The 18,783-nt window shown below is 59.9% G+C and carries 16 protein-coding genes and 1 tRNA gene; 5 read left to right on the forward strand and 12 right to left on the reverse strand.

All coding sequences use genetic code 11. The features are described from left to right. The 4 genes from CCC_RS21360 to CCC_RS18965 form a co-directional block, all read right to left on the reverse strand. A partial coding sequence (locus CCC_RS21360; protein WP_152619812.1) for a PAS domain S-box protein occupies positions 1-2,165 on the reverse strand: 2,165 nt, incomplete at its 3' end. Positions 2,166-2,181: 16 nt separating this feature from the next. Further along, entirely contained in the window at positions 2,182-2,844 is a 663-nt protein-coding gene (locus CCC_RS18955; protein WP_009867752.1) for a histidine phosphatase family protein, read from the reverse strand. Positions 2,845-2,849: 5 nt separating this feature from the next. Continuing rightward, on the reverse strand, positions 2,850-4,001 hold the full coding sequence (locus CCC_RS18960; protein WP_041042667.1) for a response regulator: 1,152 nt from the start codon (positions 3,999-4,001) through the stop codon (positions 2,850-2,852). A gap of 63 nt (positions 4,002-4,064) precedes the next feature. Then, a complete protein-coding gene (locus CCC_RS18965; RefSeq protein ID WP_041042669.1) occupies positions 4,065-5,195 on the reverse strand; it encodes a sensor histidine kinase in 1,131 nt (376 codons plus the stop codon). 490 nt (positions 5,196-5,685) lie between these two features. Between CCC_RS18965 and CCC_RS18970 the strand changes: the two genes are divergently transcribed. The 3 genes from CCC_RS18970 to CCC_RS18980 all read left to right on the forward strand — a co-directional run bounded on the left by CCC_RS18970 (position 5,686) and on the right by CCC_RS18980 (position 8,522). Next, positions 5,686-7,371 (forward strand): methyl-accepting chemotaxis protein, encoded by a 1,686-nt coding sequence (locus CCC_RS18970; protein ID WP_041042671.1) that lies wholly within the window; start codon positions 5,686-5,688, stop codon positions 7,369-7,371. 20 nt (positions 7,372-7,391) lie between these two features. Further along, positions 7,392-7,793 carry a DUF1465 family protein gene (locus CCC_RS18975; RefSeq protein ID WP_041042673.1) on the forward strand — a complete coding sequence of 134 codons (402 nt, stop codon included), beginning with the start codon at positions 7,392-7,394 and terminating at the stop codon, positions 7,791-7,793. A gap of 309 nt (positions 7,794-8,102) precedes the next feature. Continuing rightward, entirely contained in the window at positions 8,103-8,522 is a 420-nt protein-coding gene (locus tag CCC_RS18980; RefSeq protein ID WP_041042675.1) for a hypothetical protein, read from the forward strand. Between the two features lie 199 nt (positions 8,523-8,721). Here the strand turns inward: CCC_RS18980 and CCC_RS18985 are convergent, their stop codons facing one another. The 4 genes from CCC_RS18985 to CCC_RS19000 form a co-directional block, all read right to left on the reverse strand. Further along, on the reverse strand, positions 8,722-9,489 hold the full coding sequence (locus CCC_RS18985; RefSeq protein WP_052473354.1) for a recombinase family protein: 768 nt from the start codon (positions 9,487-9,489) through the stop codon (positions 8,722-8,724). A gap of 298 nt (positions 9,490-9,787) precedes the next feature. Next, a tRNA-Glu gene (locus tag CCC_RS18990) sits at positions 9,788-9,863 on the reverse strand. A 21-nt stretch (positions 9,864-9,884) separates the two neighbouring features. Further along, the gene (locus CCC_RS18995; protein WP_009870002.1) at positions 9,885-10,355 is read right to left on the reverse strand and encodes a M67 family metallopeptidase; all 471 of its coding nucleotides are present in this window, start codon (positions 10,353-10,355) and stop codon (positions 9,885-9,887) included. Between the two features lie 5 nt (positions 10,356-10,360). Further along, the gene (locus tag CCC_RS19000) at positions 10,361-10,690 is read right to left on the reverse strand and encodes a hypothetical protein (RefSeq protein WP_009870001.1); all 330 of its coding nucleotides are present in this window, start codon (positions 10,688-10,690) and stop codon (positions 10,361-10,363) included. Between the two features lie 39 nt (positions 10,691-10,729). Here CCC_RS19000 and CCC_RS19005 point away from each other — a divergent pair, with 39 nt between their 5' ends. Further along, positions 10,730-11,701 carry an RluA family pseudouridine synthase gene (locus CCC_RS19005; protein WP_082036691.1) on the forward strand — a complete coding sequence of 324 codons (972 nt, stop codon included), beginning with the start codon at positions 10,730-10,732 and terminating at the stop codon, positions 11,699-11,701. Between the two features lie 128 nt (positions 11,702-11,829). Continuing rightward, positions 11,830-12,720 carry an RNA polymerase sigma factor RpoH gene (gene rpoH / locus CCC_RS19010; protein WP_009869999.1) on the forward strand — a complete coding sequence of 297 codons (891 nt, stop codon included), beginning with the start codon at positions 11,830-11,832 and terminating at the stop codon, positions 12,718-12,720. Positions 12,721-12,835: 115 nt separating this feature from the next. Here the strand turns inward: rpoH and CCC_RS22995 are convergent, their stop codons facing one another. The 4 genes from CCC_RS22995 to CCC_RS19030 all read right to left on the reverse strand — a co-directional run bounded on the left by CCC_RS22995 (position 12,836) and on the right by CCC_RS19030 (position 18,766). After that, entirely contained in the window at positions 12,836-14,455 is a 1,620-nt protein-coding gene (locus CCC_RS22995; RefSeq protein ID WP_009869998.1) for a methyl-accepting chemotaxis protein, read from the reverse strand. A gap of 287 nt (positions 14,456-14,742) precedes the next feature. Next, positions 14,743-15,240, reverse strand: a complete 498-nt coding sequence (locus tag CCC_RS19020) for a hypothetical protein (protein ID WP_041042678.1) — start codon at positions 15,238-15,240, stop codon at positions 14,743-14,745. A 68-nt stretch (positions 15,241-15,308) separates the two neighbouring features. Next, positions 15,309-17,399 carry a serine/threonine-protein kinase gene (locus CCC_RS19025; protein WP_009869996.1) on the reverse strand — a complete coding sequence of 697 codons (2,091 nt, stop codon included), beginning with the start codon at positions 17,397-17,399 and terminating at the stop codon, positions 15,309-15,311. Positions 17,400-17,476: 77 nt separating this feature from the next. Beyond that, a complete protein-coding gene (locus CCC_RS19030; RefSeq protein ID WP_009869995.1) occupies positions 17,477-18,766 on the reverse strand; it encodes an adenylosuccinate synthase in 1,290 nt (429 codons plus the stop codon). Between the last annotated feature and the right edge of the window lie 17 nt (positions 18,767-18,783).

An 18,783-nucleotide genomic window follows, 5' to 3' on the forward strand; every position in this document is an offset into this window, starting at 1 on the left:
TCGTCGGCGTACCAGATCCGCTTGGGCTTCCCGACCATCTCGCCATCGGGCCAGCCGAAGATCTCGTGGAGCTTTCGATTGCAGCGCTCCAGGATCCGATTTTTAATCAGGACGATGCCGGAGGTCGCCGAGTCCAGGATTGCCTGCTGTTCTGCAAAGGCCAACCGCAACGCTTCGGCGGATTTGCGCTCATCGGTTATGTCCTCGAAAATGGCGACAATGCCTTCGTTGGGCGCGGCGGCATTGAGGGCCTGCACCGCAAGTCGGGTCCAGAACGGCGAGCCGTCCTTCTTGCGAAACTGCTGATCGCATTCGTAGGTTTCGCCTTGCCCAACCTGCTCGTAGATCTCATGCCCAAGCCGCTCCCAGTCGTCATCATCCAGATACCAAACACGGGTCTGTTGCCCCTCCAACTCCCCGAGGCCGTAGCCGAACATTTTGTCGAGACTTCGATTGCAACGAATAACGACCCGCTCCCGGATGAGAGCAATGCCGACCCCGGATGCGTCAAAGATCGCCTTCTGTTCCTGATTGGCAATGGAGAGAGCGTTGGTCCGCTCTGCGACCATCAGCTCAAGGTGATCCTTGTGAAGCTCTAACTCCCGCATCATCCGCTTTTTGTCGGTGACGTCTTCCTTGATTGCAAGGTAATGGGTGATTTCGCCATCCGCCTGACGGACCGGGGCGATATGGGCGAATTCGACATATTCGCTGCCGTCCTTGCGGCGATTGACAAGTTCGCCGTGCCAAGACTCACCTTGGCTCAACTTCGCCCACATATCCTTGAATGTTTCTGGAGGAGTTAGGCCAGACTGAAGAACACGAGGGTTACTGCCGATCACCTCATCGCGGCTGAAACCCGTGTTGCGGACAAACGCGCCGTTGACGTACTCAATCTTTGGCTCAAGATCCGTTATAACAATGCTTTCTGGACTTTGTTCAACCGCCAGAAAAAGCTTTCTTAATGTATCCTCTTGCTTCTTCTTCTCAGTTACGTCCTCCTTGATTCCAACATAGTGACTGACGCGCCCATCGGACTGGCGAAGGGGAACGATGGTTGCCATCTCGATCCGTTCCCGCCCGTCCCGGGTAAGATTGGTAAATTCCCCTGACCAGGTTTCCCCTCTCGTCAATGCCTCCCACATGGCTCTGTAGGTCGAATTTGGCGTCCTCTTTGATTTGAGGATGCGGGGATTGCGGCCAATCACCTCTTCCCGGCTGTAACCCGAGTTTCGGATGAAGGCGTCGTTCACGTATTCGATCTTGGCATTGAGGTCGGCGATCACGACTGGATTCGGGCTTTGCTCGACAACCAGGGAAAGCTTGCGGAGTTCGGCCTGCGACTTTTCCCGCGACACCAGAGCATCCCGAAATGCAAGGATGGCTTGGGCCATGTCCCGCAATATGCTGTGGCGGTTCGCGCTGATCCGTTGGACTTCGGGCAAAGAGGCCGAGGCGACATCGCCTTGCGCCAGATCGTTAAGCGCCGAACTCAGGCTGGATACACGCCGCGCCACCCAGCTTCCTACCAGAACCCAAAGAATCAGCAGCGCCCCAATCAGGATTCCCCCATTCGCCATGATGCGCGCCGCCTGCCCCTCAAAGCTGGCTGACTGCGCTTCTCCATGACGAGCCGCCTCCTCGGCGACGGCCCGCGCGATGGCATGGGTGTGCTCGGACAGCGCGAGATAGCTGTTGGCCGCCTGATAGGCGAACTTCATTGCCCCCGGAGGATCGACGGCGGCGAGGTCTGTCGCCTGGATGATGAACTTTCGGTAGGCGTCAAAATCGATCCTGGTGTCTTCGACTTCATTCAGTGATCCGGCGTCAAGCCGCAGATTTGGAAGTAATTTCTCCAGGTCGGCCAAACGATTGACCACCTCGCTATGGACGCGATAGGTCGCAGCCTCGTCGAGCTTGCCGTCACTCGCCATTTCCAGCATCGATCCGACCATGCGCTGGATGCTGGCGACCTCTTCATTGATATGCGTGGCCGAAGAAACCCGCTCCAATTCCCGGCCCTGCAGGATGCTAACTTCCCTCTGGCTTTCTCTAAGGCTATGAAAGGAGCTGAGATTCAGGGCGCCAGCCAAGATCGTAATCACAATAACCGGCGCAAGAAAGATCACCAGATAGGGCGACATCCGGGCGGGACGGAAACTCATGCTGTCACCGAAAAGGCTAATGTTGCAGGCTAGGCCACAAAGTCGGCGGAATGCTGGCGATATAATCAAACTCACCGTTTCCCTTAGGACGAAACACCACCAGGGTTCCTTCCTTGGGGAAATAACCGATCAGGTCCATCAGGTTCGGCGCATGGGCGATCAGGAGCCGATTCACACCATTGGCGACTGGCGTTGAAAGAAGGCGGCGGGTATTAGCGATGATTGGCTGCTTTTCGACGTCCGTCAAATTCGCCGTGTACAGCAACTCATTGTCGAGTGTGAACGCTTGATTTGGGAAAGCTGCCGCCACCGTGTCCTTGACCCGGCATAGCGGGCTGATGCGGATTTCTCCAACGGGGATGCGGGCCTTTCGAACCTCCTCGCCGACTTCGGCCGCCATTTTCAGCCCATCCTCAGTCAGCGGCCGTTGCGTGGAGCAGTCGTTGAGATCGACGGAGGGATAGCGATCCGGCTTGGTGTTGTCCGTGCGGCCATGGCGCATATAAAGCACCCAGCCTCCCCGGCGCAACTGCTCCAAGGTCTCCTTGGTGGCGGTGATCTCCTTAAACTTTGCCGCCTCGGCCGGAGCCGCGCCAGTAGCGTCGGCATCGGCGGCGACTGGAACGAGGACGGCTGTCGCCACAAACAGGGCAATGGCCATGTGAACAGTGATCTTCATCGCTATTACTCCCCCTGCTCGGGATCCGCGTGACGGCGAGCGATTTCAACAAAGTCATCGCGGCGCGACAGGAAGGCGTCGACCACATCGGGATCGAAATGTCGGCCGCGTCCCTCGGCTATGATCGCGGTGGCGTCCTCGATGCTCATTGCCGCCTTATAGACCCGTCTGCAAATCAGGGCGTCGAAGACGTCGGCCAGAGCCATAAGTCGGGCCGAAACTGGGATGGCCTCGCCGCTCAGGCCCGTTGGATAGCCGCTGCCATCCCATTTCTCATGATGGCCGATGGAAATCTCATGCGCGACTTTGAGGAATGAGAATGCCTCGCCGGCTTGGGCTGCCATCTTGTTGTCGGCCTGCGCCAATGCCTGATCCATGGCACGGCTAATAGCGTCAGCGCCGATAGCCGGATGCGTCTTCATCACCTCGAATTCGTCAGGCGTTAACCGCCCAGGCTTGAGCAGAATTGCATCAGGAATACCAACCTTGCCAATGTCGTGCAGCGGCGCAGCCTTAACCACCATACCGAGCCGGGGGCCGACCAAGGCTTGGTGGAAGCGCTCGTGATTGGCAAGGCGGCGGGCCAAGAGATCGACATAGGCCTGCGTCCGAATGATATGATGGCCGGTCTCGTTATCTCGGGCTTCTGCAAGGCAAGCCAGGGCGCGGACACTGAGATCCTGGATGAGCAGATTTTCGCTCATGCGCCGGGCGACCTCTTGCTCCAGCCAGTCATTCTGGCTGGACAGCCGGTCGCGCGCGCGCTTGAGCTCGAGATGGGTGCGGACCCGCGCCAGCACGATCGCGGGGACGATCGGCTTGGTGATGTAATCGACCGCCCCCAAAGCAAAGCCACGCTCCTCATCCTCTGTGGCATTCATGGCGGTGATGAAGATCACAGGAATGTCATGTGTCTCGGGATCCGAGCGGAGGCGTTCAAGGACGGCGTATCCGTCCATGCCGGGCATCATGACATCCAATAAAATGATGTCTGGGCGAGGAGTTGAGCCGACTATCCTTAAAGCACGCTCGCCCGAATTGGCGACGCGGACTTGGTACAACGGCTGGAGAAGCTCCCCCAAGATGGTCAGATTCTGTGGGGTGTCGTCAACGATCAGGACGCTTGTCAGCGGATGCGGGCCCGAGTCCTGGTCCATAGGTGAATCCTTGTCATAGCCATCCCCATGGCAAGTCGCCTAACCATAAACTTTCGAGATAGTCTATTCGGTTCGGCGAGGCAGTGAAAAGCATATTTTCACCCCCCACTCATCACCATCTTCAATCCAGACTCGGCCCCTTGCGGCTTCGACAATTTTCTTTACTAGGGCAAGGCCGATGCCCGTTCCGGGCCTGTTAAAATCAGCATGAAGCCGTTCAAACAACCAGAATACTCGATCACGGAATTCACATGGTATTCCTATGCCGTTGTCGGCAACCGAAAAGACAACATCGGATCCATCGAGATTTACCATGATGGTAATGTGGAGGTCGCGCTCCGGATCTCGGTAATCGATGGCATTGGTGATAAGCGCCCTGAAAATCGCAGTCAGTTGGTCAGAGTTCAGCCAAACGGACGGCATTTCAGCTCGAGTGATCTTGCCCCCGGCATCTTCTAGCCGGTGGTCAACCTGTCTGATGGCGATATTGAGGGCATTTTCCGCATCACAGAGCGCGGAAGGATCTGGAGCCTGGCAGGCCGCGAGATACAGCACGACGTCATGAAGCATGGTCCGCAGCCGTACAGCCCCGTCCATTATCTGTGCCAGGGACATTTCAGCGGCTTCATTCAATGGCTTCGGCAGTGAGCGCTGCAGCAATTGGGCGAAGGTGAACTGGCGCCGAACCGGCTCCTGCAAGTGGTGCGCGAGTATTTCCAGGAGACGACTCAATTCCGCTTCAAGAACGACATTTTGGTCATACAGCCAATCGCGCGTTGCCTTCATATCCAAATGATTACGGACCCGCGCTTCGACGATGGCCGGACGGATCGGCTTCGTGATGTAGTCCACCGCGCCCAAGTCCAGCCCTTTACGCTCATCCTCCGTGCTATCCAGCGCGGTCACGAAAATCACTGGGATCTTTCGCGTCTCGGGATTTTCCCTGAGCCGCCGAAGGCACTCATAGCCATCCATAACCGGCATCATCACATCGAGCAGAATGAGGTCGGGTTGTGGATAGGTTGAGGCGATTTTTAACGCACGCTCGCCGGACGTCGCCACCTTAACCAAATATGATGGCTGCAATAACTCGCCAAGAACTTGGAGGTTCTCGGCAACGTCGTCGACGATAAGAACGACGGGACGCTCGCTTCTCATAACCATTTTAAGCTCAAAGAACCTGAAGTAGCTCATATGGTAATACTAAAGTGTTTTTGCGACAACAACGGCCTCGCGCGTTTGCGCTGTGGTTGTCTGGACGTCCAGATTTGGTCAGGTAGAGCCGGTTGGCCCCGGCGCGGTGGGTGACCGCCCTACCTCCGACAACCGCCCTTCAGTTTAAATTTTGCCGCGTCCCATGCGACACCACATGAGATGCGCCGTCATCCCACTCCCGAGACCCATGGCAGGTTTTGGGTATCATCTGCTGTCACCCGCTGCTGCCGGTGATCGGATCGGCTCTGGCGACGTCCTGGCTGGGAATGTCGGTGTGATGTCGGTGGGTTGTTGCATCAATCTGTTGAGGTCGCAAGCACCAGCCCCAGGTCCACCGCCAGCCAAGGGATGCGCACATCAGGTAATCACCTTATTTCTTTGCCGACATACATAAGCCATAGTATCAGTGGAATTTTTCTAAAAAGCACTCTACCTGCTTAGGTCTAATGTGGCTTCCCTGGGGGATGTGATGGATTTCCACTGGAACATTGCTCGGCGGCTGACCGCTCTGACCGCCATTATGCTGACGATCTTGATCGCCACCAGTGGGTTCGGCATTCACGGGTTGAGTCGAATGCACGACAGCTTCAAAGGGGTCGCCCAGGACACCACCAAGGCGCTTAGCGACCTTTCCGGGGTCGTCGATGCCCTCCATCGCATCCGCATCCGGACGGTCAGTGCCACGGTGGAGCGCGACTCTGCCAAGGTGGCGGCGCTGAGGGACGAGTTCAAAAAGCAGATGAGTGATCTGGACAAGGCGTGGGGGAGCTATGCATCTTCCCAGATGACTGCTCAAGAGGCGGCCCTGGCTCGGGACGCTGAGGCTGGGTTCAAGTCATATCGCGTCTACCTGACTGCCAATTGGGACCGCATCTCTGCCGGTGACCTGGAAGGTGCGCGGATCGATTTGTTGGGACCGGGAACAGACCAGTTTCGCAAGGCCGCCACTCCCCTCCGCAAACTGATGGACTACCAGCGAGAAGAAGCCAACGCGTCCTTCTTGGAGGGAGAGGCTAATTATGCATCTGATCGGACCGTCAGCTTCAGCCTCGTGGGCCTCGGCATTATTCTCGGCGTGGTGCTGTCGATCCTGATTGCTCGTTCGGTTTCCGTGCCCATTCACCAGATTACCTCGGTCATGCAGAGCCTCGCCAAAGGCGATACCTCAATCAACGTGTTCGGCACTGAGCGAAAAGATGAGACCGGGCAGATTGCCCGTGCGGTCGAGGTTTTCAAGTGCAATGCCATCGACAAATCTCGCGTCGAGGCAGAGGCAGCCGACGCCAAGCACCGGGCTGATCAGCAGCTTCGTTCGGAAATGCAGCGCTTAGCCGGAGAGTTCGAGTCCAGCGTCGCCACGGTGGTGGACAATGTTGCTGGCGCATCTTCTGATATGGAACTGACGGCCCAAACCATGTCCTCTCTATCCGGGCAGGTTTCTGCCCAGGCAAATGCCGTGGCCGCCGCCTCGGAACAAGCAAGTGCCAATGTTCAGACCGTTGCCGCCGCCGCAGAGGAGCTATCCGCCTCGGTTTCGGAGATTGGTCGGCAGGTGAGCGATGCGGCACGCGTTTCACGCGATGCTGTTGATGAGGCGTCTCACGCGGATGCAATCGTCCATGGACTGTCTGAAGCGGTCGGACGAATTGGCGAAGTTGTCAAACTCATCAACGACATTGCAAGCCAGACCAACCTACTCGCCTTGAACGCGACCATTGAGGCTGCTCGTGCAGGTGAGGCTGGCAAGGGTTTCGCCGTGGTTGCCAACGAGGTCAAGAGCCTTGCCAACCAGACCGCACGAGCCACCGACGAGATCGCACAACAGATCAATACCGTTCAGACCGAAACGGGTCGTGCCGTCGATGCAATCCAAAGCGTCAATTCAACCATCGGCCGGATTGACGAGATCTCTTCGGCGATTGCATCTGCCGTGGAGCAGCAATCAGCGGCAACGCAGGAGATCGCCCGCAACGTAGAAGAGGCTGCCAGAGGCACCCAAGAGGTTTCCAGCAACATCGGCGGCGTCACATCGGCTGCCAGTGAAACCGGACAGTCCTCGGCTATGGTTCTCTGTGCTGCGCAGAAGCTGTCTTCGGAGTCCGCGTCGCTCCGTCGATTGGTCGGGGATTTCGTCGCAAAGGTCCGCAATGGCTAATCAGCCTGGGGAGACTGCCGATGCAGGAAGCGGCTTTTTTTCGAGGAACGTTCGATGAGACCATGGACCTCCTGGTCGAGGCCCGGAACTATATGCGGCACTGCGAACGTCGTGACCGTAAGCGCCTTGGCAATATGGTTGGCCTACGGCTGAACTGCGAAGCAATGCGCATCACCTCCCGCCTGACGCAGGTTATGGCGTGGCTGATGGTTCAAAAGGCAGTTCACACTGGTGAGCTGACCCCAGAGCAGGCTTTGGCCGAGGAGAGGCGCCTTACCTACGCCGATGTTTGCATGGATCGAAGTGCTGAAGAGGACACCAGCCTCCCATCGGGATTTCGCAGCCTGATGGATCGATCTTGGCACTTGTTTGCACGGGTGGAGCGACTGGAGCAACTCATTGTGGGGCGAATACGGCATTGACCAACTCATCCTGCATTGGCGGGCATTACGGTCAAGCCCGCTCCCAAGTCACCAGCCTGTATTTTCGGTCCAGCTGCTGTCCACCGCTGCTGCTGGTGTCGGATTGACTCTGGCAGCGTCCTGGATGGGAATAGCGGCCATGCGTATGGAGTGATGCGTCCATCGTATCCCAGCCGAGGCAACTTCACCGATTTCGTACTGGCCGGTGAAGAAACGGTGAATTTCCGGGAAGTTAGAACTGTAGTGCCAACCACACGTAGTATATTAAATTGCTTGGCCGTAACCGAGTAGTGCCAACTGAGAAATCCGATGTTTATTCGCGAAAAGAAGTCGAAGGGAACGAGCTACTATCAAGTGGTTAGGTCGCGTCGGGACGCCGGAAAGGTCGTTCAGGACGTTGTAGTGGCGCTTGGTCAATGTCGCACCATCAGCGCAGCCATCAGCGTTTCCGACCAGGAACTGTGTGACGCTCGAGACGCTTTGAACCGGGAGTTCGGAGATGATGTTCCCAGCGATCTGAATGACGATATCGCGGTTGGCACTACAGCTGATAAGATGCCAAAGACGGTCGCGAGGCGTTTCCGCCAGCGCATCAAGACGGTACTGAGGCTTACCGAGAAGATCGCGCATCTGCGCGAGGTCGAGACGGAGCTCGAAGACACGTCACCGTCAGCCAATCCTGATGTCGCCGAGATGAAAAAGAAGTCACCTCTCTGGGGCACATGGTAGTGCCAACCGGTTACCTACAAGGGCAAATCGCACGAGAGCTCTAACGATGTGACGGCCCGCTCTGACCGTTTATCAGGATGGTTCGGCAAAGCCGTTTTCAGAGTCATAGGAGTCAACTTCATGGCCGCTGGTAGGGGTGTGCCCCAGCGTGCCCATCGACCGCCAGCGAGTCTAAAAACGCGATTGGCGATGCACCCATCTACCAACTGCCCCATACGGCGCAGGGCTTTTGATCCGTCGCTGTGTCAGCTTGCTTCTCTGGCATCGTGGATTCAGAAACGTCACCGGACTGCATAGCTTCCAAACGGCTGATCACGTTCTTCACCGAACCAAAGCTCCATGTGCCACCCTGTGCGGGCTTGATGCCTCGCTCATTAAGCGCTGCAGCCATCTTGCGTAGCGATTTGATACCAGCCTCTTTGAGCTCTGCGATCACCGGAGCAAGCTGCCGAGCTCTTTCATCTGCATCCTGCGAACGAACCACGCCGCTGCGCTCACGAGCCTCATCAAGGTTCGTATGATTGCCAAGCTTGTAGCCGTCGGCCTTCTTCTTTTTCAGAGCCACTTTTGTGAGCTCACTGATCAATTCAACTTCACGTTGCGCTCGGGCCGCGTCAACGATCATAAGCTCCTTTTTGGAGCGCCCCACGTTCAAGGCGATCAGTTTGACGCCTTCATCAGCCAAGAACGCCAACAAAGCGTCTGTGTTCCGGGTAAGGCGATCCAAGTTGGAAACGATAATTGGTATGCCAAGCCTGCGAGCCGTCGATATAGCTTCTTGTAGGACAGGACGGTCATTGATGCCGGTTTCACCTGTGCCGGTTTCGACTTCTCTTAAGACATCGAGGAGCTGAATCCGACTTGCTTTGGCATAGGCACGTATCTGTGTCTCTTGGAGATCAAGGCCGATGCCATTGTCTCCCTGTCCTTTTGTAGAAACGCGTGTATAGGCAATAGCTTGGCGCATAACTGCTTACTCTGGTAACTGGATACTGATCGTATATTTAGTATACGACCCCTTTTACAGATTGTACAGTCAGATGCGGCCCCTCTCCAAGGATGAACGGTAGCACGGCGCGGATCAGCCGCCATCCGGGCCAGCGTGTGTCGGAACTTCTAGGACTTCGATTTAGAGAAGAGGGTGGGTGGCGGAGCCACAAATGGGCCTGTCCTTGCGGTCTGTGGCGCGGACATGGTACACAGAGCACGAAACGCCGCATCTCGGCGCATCAGCAACCCATTGAAATTTCAGCTATTTTGGAAGTTGGCGTCCCCACGGGGATTCGAACCCCGGTTACCGCCGTGAGAGGGCGGTGTCCTAGGCCTCTAGACGATGGGGACGCAAGAGGCGCGAGGCCCGCTTTATGTCGGAAAGCGGGCCCCCTGGCAAGCTCTTTTTTCCGCCAATTCCATGCGGATGGGAAACACCCGGCCGGTATCGCGCTCCAGGCGGTGGGCCAGCATCTGCACGGTCTGGGGATGCCCCTCGCCATGGGCGGCGGTACCGACGATGAGCCAGATCATATCCGGCTCCCAGGCCTGGGCCATATCGGTGGCGGAGGGTTTGGCACTGCCGTCGGGATGGGAGTGCCAATGGCCGATCACCCGCCGATCCGTACCGCGCACGGCGCGTTCGGCGGCGAAGCGGGCCGCCGGATCCAGTTCGAAGCGGTCATTGCCCTCGGATTTGAGAAGATTCTCGGCATTCATGACCTGGGTTACGGTCACCACCCGTCGGCCTTTACCGATCAAGAGACCACAGCCCTCGCCCGGCCAGGCCGCTTCGGCGGCGGCGGCGATGGACGCCATTTGCTGGGCCGTGAGGACCAGCATGGCGTTCAGCGGACGGCGGGTTCGGGCGTCAGGACGAAGCCGCCCGCCACCTTGCCCGAATTGGGGTCGAGGACCACAATGCGTTCGGGCCCACCGCCGGTCATGCGCAGCACCACCCGCTCGCCCGCCACCATCATCTGCTCGACGCGCGACCCAGCGGGAATCGGCACCGCAAGCTGTCCGAATTCGGCGACGGGCGCCGCGGCTGCGCGCCCCAAAGCCGCCGAGGGCGTTCCCTTCCCCGGCGCTTTGCTGTAAAGCCCATAGCCAAGGACGCCCAAGCCAGCCAGCAGCAAGACACCCAGGAACAGCACCAATCCCTTGATCGCTCTCATGATCCCCGCTTCAATCCCTGTTTGCCCATGGACCCTTCCGTGACCCAGCGCCTGACCCCACCCGCCGTCGAGCCCGAGGAAGCCGCTACCCGCCTGGACCGCTGGCTGGCGGCTCGCCTGCCCGAACTGTCGCGCACCCGCATCAAGGCTTTGATCGAGGATGGGCGGGTCAGCCTGGATGCGACGACCATATCCGACGCCTCGCTGAGGGTCAAACCCGGCCAATGCTTCACGGTCGAGGTGCCACCCGACGCTCCGGCCGAACCGGAGGCTCAGGACATCGCGCTTTCGGTGGTCTATGAGGACGAGGACCTGATCGTCATCGACAAACCGGCTGGCATGGTGGTCCACCCCGCCCCCGGCAATCCCGACGAGACCCTGGTCAACGCCCTGCTGGCCCATTGCGGCGAGTCCCTGGCCGGGATCGGCGGCGTAAAGCGCCCCGGCATCGTGCACCGCATCGACAAGGACACCAGCGGCCTGCTGGTCGCCGCCAAGACCGACGCCGCCCACCGGGGACTGGCCGCCCAATTCGCAGAACACAGCCTGGAACGGGCCTATTGGGCGCTGGTCTGGGGCACGCCATCGCCCCGCCAGGGCGAGATCGAGGGCAATATCGGACGCAATCCCAATGACCGCAAGAAGATGGCCGTGGTCAAAAGCGGGGGTAAACCGGCCTTGACCCGCTATCGCGTGCTGAAGAGCTTTGCCGGCGGCGCCGTCAGCCTGGTGGAATGCCGCCTGGCCACCGGGCGTACCCACCAGATCCGCGTCCACATGACGGCCCAAGGCCACCCCCTGATCGGCGATCCGGTCTATGGGCGCATTCGCGGTAGCCGCAAAGTGGTCCTACCACCGGAGGTCAAGGAGTCCCTGACCACATTTCCGCGCCAGGCGCTTCATGCCTATCTACTTGGTTTTTCGCACCCTACTAAAGGATATGAAGTACGCTTCGAAAGCCCTATACCAGCAGATATCAATGCATTGATGCGGTTTTTAGAGGTTCTATAAAAAACACCTATACTTGAGCCTGTCGCTATGACATTATCGTCTCATCAGCCGGTGACGAAGGATCGCCCATGACGGGTCCGATCCGATAACGAGGGAAAACCCTCCGCGCCGAAAGAGGAGATGAGACGATGACGGCAATCGCTTCCAGTCTGTCGCTCGCGCCCGAAGGCAATCTGACGCGCTACCTTCAAGACATCCGCAAGTTTCCCATGCTTCCGCCGGAGGAAGAGTACCTCCTGGCCAAGCGCTTCCGTGAACACGGCGACCTGCCCGCCGCCAATCGGCTGGTGACCAGCCATCTGCGCCTTGTGGCCAAGATCGCCATGGGCTATCGCGGTTACGGTTTGCCGCTGGGCGAGCTGATCAGCGAGGGCAATGTCGGCATGATGCAGGCGGTGCGCCGCTTTGATCCCGAACGGGGCTTCCGGTTGGCCACCTACGCCATGTGGTGGATCCGCGCCGCCATCCAGGAATACATCCTGCATTCCTGGTCGCTGGTGAAGATGGGCACCACCGCCGCCCAGAAGAAGCTGTTCTTCAACCTGCGCAAGCTCAAGGGGCAGATGCAGGCCATCGAGGAAGGCGACATGTCGGCCGAGAACGTGGCCAAGATCGCCACCAAGCTGGAAGTCACCGAGGACGAAGTGATCACCATGAACCGGCGGCTGTCCAGCCCCGACCACTCCCTGAACGCGCCCGTGCGCACCGAGGGCGAGGGCGAATGGCAGGACTGGTTGGTCGATGATCACGAAGACCAGGAAACCGAACTGGGAGAGCGTGAGGAAATGGGCCAGCGCCGCGGCATGCTGACCAGCGCCCTGGCGGCGCTCAACGACCGCGAACGGGCCATCCTGATCCAGCGCCGCCTGACCGAGGACCCCGCCACCCTGGAGGACCTGTCCCAGCGCTACGGCATCTCGCGCGAGCGGGTGCGCCAGATCGAAGTCCGCGCCTTCGAGAAGCTGCAAAAATCGGTTAAGACGGCCTCCGCCCAGGCCGAGGCCCAGAATCGGGCGTAACGGCCTTTAGACGCGAGAAAGAAAAGCCCCCGGCCATGATCGGGGGCTTTTTCCTGTGCGGAAAGAACAAGGGGCCCGTGATAAATCGCGGCGGGCCCAATTTTTCGCCTAACCGCTAGCTGCGGATTTTCTTCAGGAAGCTTTCCACCTCGTCGTCCAGGGACTGGACCACCTGGGTGAGACTCTTGGAGCTCCAGATCACCCGTACCGTACCGGCACAAGCCATGGTCGAGGCCTTGGCCAGGGTCGTGACGTTATCCGAGACCGCCTCGGCTTCGTGCGCGACTTCCTGGATATTGCTGGCGATTTCCTGAGTCGCCGCCTCCTGTTCCTGCACGGCCCCTGCGATGGCCGAGGTCACCTGATCAATGGAACGGATGGTATCGGCAACGCCCTGGATGCTGGCGGTCATTTCACGGGTGGAGTTCTGGACCGCGCCCACCTGCTGAGCGATCTCGTCGGTGGCGCGCGCCGTCTGATTGGCGAGATTCTTCACCTCGTTGGCGACCACGGCAAAGCCCTTGCCCGCCTCGCCCGCCCTGGCCGCCTCGATGGTCGCATTCAGCGCCAGCAGATTGGTTTGCGCCGCAATATCGTTGATCAGTTTGACGATCTCGCCGATGGCCTGCACGGATTGCGACAACCCCTCCATATGGACCGATGTGGCGCCCACATCTTCGACCGCCTGACGAGCGATATGGCTGGATTGACTGACCTGCTGGGCGATTTCATTGACGGACGAGGCCAGTTGCCGGGTCGCCGCCGAAACCACGGAGGCGCGCTCATTGGTATTGCGGGCGGCATCGCCGACCGAAATGGAATGGCCGCCGCTATGCTCGGAATGCTTGGCCATGGCGTTCGCGGTGCGGCCGATGGCGGTGGTAGACACGCCCACCTCGGCCACCTTGGCCTTGATGGTGGCCTCGAAATGGTCGGCCACCGCCGCGAGCGCGGCGCTCTTGTCACGTTCGGCGCGGGCGCGTTCCTCGTCCTGGTCGAGGCGCAAGCGCTCGTTTTCCAGGCCATTTCGTTTAAAGACCTCCACTGCCCCGGCCATGCTTCCGATTTCGTCCTTGGCCCCGGAGAACGGAACCTCGACGGAGAAGTCGCCCGCGGCCAGCGTCTCCATGACGGCGGTGATGCGGCGAAGCGGAGAGACAATCTTCGCCTGGGCCACGAATGCGGCACAGGCAAGGCCGAAAATCAGGCCAAGCACCAAAACGGCAAGCAGGCGGGCCTGCTGGGTGCCGAACTCCGAAACGACCATGTCGCGCAGACGGACCACGTCACTTTCATTCTCGGCAGCCAGCGTCTTGATCTTGTCGTTCAGCGCCGCGCGGACCTTGCGGTTGGCGTCGTTGTCGCCGAAGGCCCTCGCCTCGGGCAGGGTCGCGTCGCGCGACAGCCGGACCAGTTCCGTGCGAAAGCGGATGAAGTCCTCGGCGGCCTTTTGCGCCTCTACGAAATTGCCCCGCTTATCGGCGGGATATTGTTCTCCCCATTCCTTGAGAACCGAGCGAAGCTTGTCGAGATTCTTGAGCAGCGGCACCGCGTATTTTTCGGATTCAGCCGGGCTCTGAGCCATGTAGATACCGCGCGAATCCATGACGACCGCCAGGATCAGACCATTGACCCGCTCCCCCAGAACGGCGCTGCGCGACACATCGCCCATTTCGTCGACGACGGTCTTGTACGATCTGAGAGTGGACAGGCCCATGATGCCAACCACGGCCACGGCAACAACCAAAATAGCAACGGCGAGATATATCTTTCCCGCAATACGCAAATTAATCATTGCCCGACCCCATTACATGCAGGAGCCCAACGGTGGTTCCCTGAATTGACAGTACCTTACAATAACGTTGCAGCGCACCGTTGGCAAATGTGTACTAAGGGTTAGGTGATACGAGGCAAATCTCTGCCTCTACATTTCGGCGGCTCAAGACAATAGCCGCCAGGATGGCAAAACGCCCCAGAAAAGGCAGCGGCGGCATCCATTCTTTAGGCGGCTGACGCCTCGCCTCAGCCCTTCTTGGATACTTCGTCGCCCCATTCGTCCATCAGCTTCTTCTGAGCGGCCTTGAGACTGCTTACCCGACGCTGGCTGCTGGCGGAGAGATAGCTGGCCACCATGGGCGGCATGGCGGCATAGATGCCCCAGCCGATGGCCGAACAGCCATAGGCGGTCATCAGCATGATGGGGTCGGTCAGCATGCGCAGTGCCTCGTCCAGGGTGTGGACCCCGAACCACAGCCCGAACAGATAGGGGAACACGCCCGCGAAATTCAGGCCGCCCACGCACAGGAAGGCGTATTTGTTGGGCCCCTTCTCGGTCGCCCAGGAGGCCAGGGTGGGAAGCATTCCGAAGCCCAACAGAGCCACGGTGGGCAAGGAAAAGGGAACAAGCGCGGCGAGGACCATGAGGACCACGCCCTTGTTGATCCCGCCTCCGCCACCGCCGCCCTTTTTGGCCGCGGCGGCCGCGCGGGCCTGTTCCACTGCTGACATCTTCTTTGCCATGGGCCGAAGCATGGCACCACCGCCCCGTAATGGCAATGCGGCAGGCATCGAAGATCAGAGTGATACGTCTAAAAAACCGCCGATATTACCACAATGGAAGCCGTGATCATGGCCACCAGGATTCCGGCCACGGCCGCAGTCTGGCGTCCGATCTTGTCGGCCTCGGCGCTTCGCTCCTCTGTTTCCATCAAGATATGCTTGATCTCATCCTCGGCGGCCGCGTATTGCGCCTGGGCGAAGACGAACTCCTGCTCGTCGCGCACGCGCTCGTCGGCGTTTTCCAGCAGGTTGTAGATTTCCACCACCGAGCCTTTGCGGACCAGCCGGGGAATCTCTTTTTCCAGTTCTTTGCGCTTTTCCCGTCCGTGGAAGGCCTGGACGATGGGCGCGATCATGGCGCCGACCCAGGCCGCCAGACCTGGCAGGGATTCAGGTCCCAGCCGGTATTGCAGCACGGCAAACAGGTTCAGCGCCGCCATCATGGCCACGCTCTGGTTCGAATCGCCCAACGCGGTGAGATTGCGGTCGATATCCGAGCGCATGCGCGCCCCCAGGAAGGCCGCGATATGGCGGTCCACCGGGATCTGCTTGCCGTCGGTCCGCTTGGACGACGCGGCATTCAGCGCAGGCAGGAGCTCTTTGACCTCCACCACATATTCCTCGCCCAGCAACGAGCTTTGGCACGGAAGCGCATCGTTCAGTTCGTAAAGGCAGCGTTCGAGACCATACCCCATGCCGGTCTGTGACAGATAGGACCGCAATTCCTTGAAATTGGATTCCATCAAGGAATTGTCGGGCTGGTATTCGCCGCGCATCTCGAACCACAGGCGCGGCACTTCGCGCAAGATGATCTCGGTCAGCAACCTTGTATCGCCACGGCTGGCCATCACCGCCGCCAAGGCCGAGCCGAAACCGTCGGGCATGGCGTTGAAACCCTTGTAGCGGATGGGGGCCGCCTGATCCAACAGGATCAGGACCTTGCACAGCATCAGATCGGTCGAGCTTTTCTTGTCGGTCGACGAGTTGAGCGCCATGCGCACCACCTCGGCCACCACATTGGCCTTGTCCTTGTCCTCCACGGCGCGGCGCAGCCACAGTTCCAGCTTGCCCTCCACCACGGGAGGGATGGCCTGGTCCCAGTTCTTGGACATGGCCTGGGACAGTTCGCGGCCGTTGAAATATTCCTTTCCCATGAAGGGGAAGCCACGCGCCGCGCGCTTTTCGCCCCTGGGCTGCAAGGGCGACATGCGCCGTCCCGACAGCCACAGGTCCAGATCCTCGGCGTCCCAGCGCTGGGAACCGTCATCGCACAAAAGGCCGCGCAGCAATTCGATCAGCGGCAGAGGCAGGCGCTCGTCGCCGATCAGCATGTTGTAGCTGCCCTGCTGGATCTTCATGCCCAGGATGGCGTCGTCGGAGAGCCCCGCCACCGGATTGCGTCCGAGGATCAGAAAGGCGATGGTGACGCCCAATGAGTAGTAATCCTCGGTATGATCGCCGCTGCCCCGCGCGATGGGCGTGCACATGCCCGATTCCACCGTCTCGAACAGCACCGCCTGATCGAAAGCGGGGGGCGCGCAGACACAATCACCAAAAGCCAGACGCTCGCCATTGCCATCGGCGAAGAACAGATTGGTGGGCCGGATGGAACGGTGGGGAACGCCGCGTCCGTCCATTTCCTTCAAGGCGGCGGTCAGCGGCTCGATGACCCGCTTGGAAATCTGGTACTCGTCGATGCGCGGCACGTCCGAGCGCATATTGGCCATCACCCGGTCGCCGCCGGGGCGCTCGTAGACCACAGTCATGCACTGGCGGCCAGCGGGCGGCCAGTTCATGGGCCCCCACTCCACCAATTGCATCAATCCGGGCGAGGACACGCCTTTCAGCGCCCGCATGGCATTGACCCGGGGCGGCAGTTCCGGTTTGCAGATCAGGCCGAACAGCGCCCGGTTGGGGTCGCGCTTGTCCTCGGCGACGAAGGCATCGGCCGACGGCGTGGACAATTCGGGCAATGGCTGGTTGGAGCGGATGGTATAGCGGTCGCGCAGAACCCCTGGCGGGCCGGTCTGTTTGACCACCTCCACCCTGACCTCATCGCCACCCTCGTCCTCGGCCGGATCGATTTCCGTTTCGATCTCGGCCTCGTCGATTTCCGACATTTGCCCCTTCCATGGGCCGACCCCGCTGGGGGCCGGACTGTTCTCAGTCTAAAGGCGGAAAGGCCGTCCTACAATCATCAGGTCGCGAAAGGATCATGCACCAGGATGCTATCCTCGCGTTCGGGACTGGTTGACAGCAGCGCCACCGGGGCCTCGATCAATTCCTCGATGCGGCGGATATACTTGATGGCGGTGGCGGGCAGGTCCTTCCACGACCTCACGCCGCGAGTGCTTTCGGACCAGCCGGGGATGACCTCGTAGATGGGCTCCACCTCGGCCTGACCGGTCATGGAAGCCGGGAAATGCTGGATCACCTTGCCGTCCAGCTTGTAGCCGGTGCAGATCTTCAGCTCGGTAAAGCCGTCCAGCACGTCCAGCTTGGTGAGTGCGATTCCGGTGATGCCGCCCACCTTGACCGCCTGACGGACCATGACGGCGTCGAACCAGCCGCAACGGCGCGGACGGCCGGTGACCGTGCCGAATTCATGGCCGCGCTCGCCGATGGACTTGCCGATCTCGTCGAACAGCTCGGTGGGGAACGGCCCCTCGCCCACGCGGGTGGTGTAGGCCTTGCAAATGCCCAGCACATAGCCCACCTGCCCTGGCCCGACGCCAGAACCAGTTCCGGCATTGCCCGACACGGTGTTGGACGAGGTGACGTAAGGGTAGGTGCCGTGATCCACGTCGAGCATGGCGCCCTGGGCGCCCTCGAACAGAACGCGCTTCCTGGTATGGCGCACCTCGTCCAAATGCTGCCAGACCACGTCGGCGAAGGGCAGGATCTTGGGCGCCACATCCAGCAGCTTGGCCAGCAGTTCGGCCCCATCCACCTCGGCGGCCCCCAGGCCGCGCAGCAAGGCATTGTGGTGGCGCAGCAAGGTAGCGATCTTGGCTTCCAACACCTTGGTGTCGGCCAGATCGCAGACCCGGATGGCGCGGCGGCCGACCCGATCCTCATAAGCCGGGCCGATGCCACGGCCAGTGGTGCCGATCTTGGCCGAGCCGCTGGCCTCTTCGCGCGCCTTGTCCAGATGGGCGTGCAGCGGCAGGATCAGACAGGCATTCTCGGCGATCTTCAGCACGTTGGGGGTAACGTCGATTCCTTGGGCACGGATGCGCTCGATCTCGGCCAGCAGGGCCCAGGGGTCGATCACCACGCCGTTGCCGATAATGGACAACTTGCCGCGCACCACGCCCGAAGGCAGCAGCGACAGCTTGTAGGTCACGCCGTTGATGACCAGGGTATGGCCGGCATTATGGCCGCCCTGAAAGCGCACCACCACATCGGCGCGCTCGGACAGCCAATCGACGACCTTGCCCTTGCCCTCGTCGCCCCACTGGGCGCCGACCACAGCCACGTTCGCCATAGCTTTAAGTCCCCTAA

The organism is Paramagnetospirillum magnetotacticum MS-1, from assembly GCF_000829825.1.
GTDB classification, from domain to species: Bacteria; Pseudomonadota; Alphaproteobacteria; order Rhodospirillales; family Magnetospirillaceae; genus Phaeospirillum; species Phaeospirillum magnetotacticum.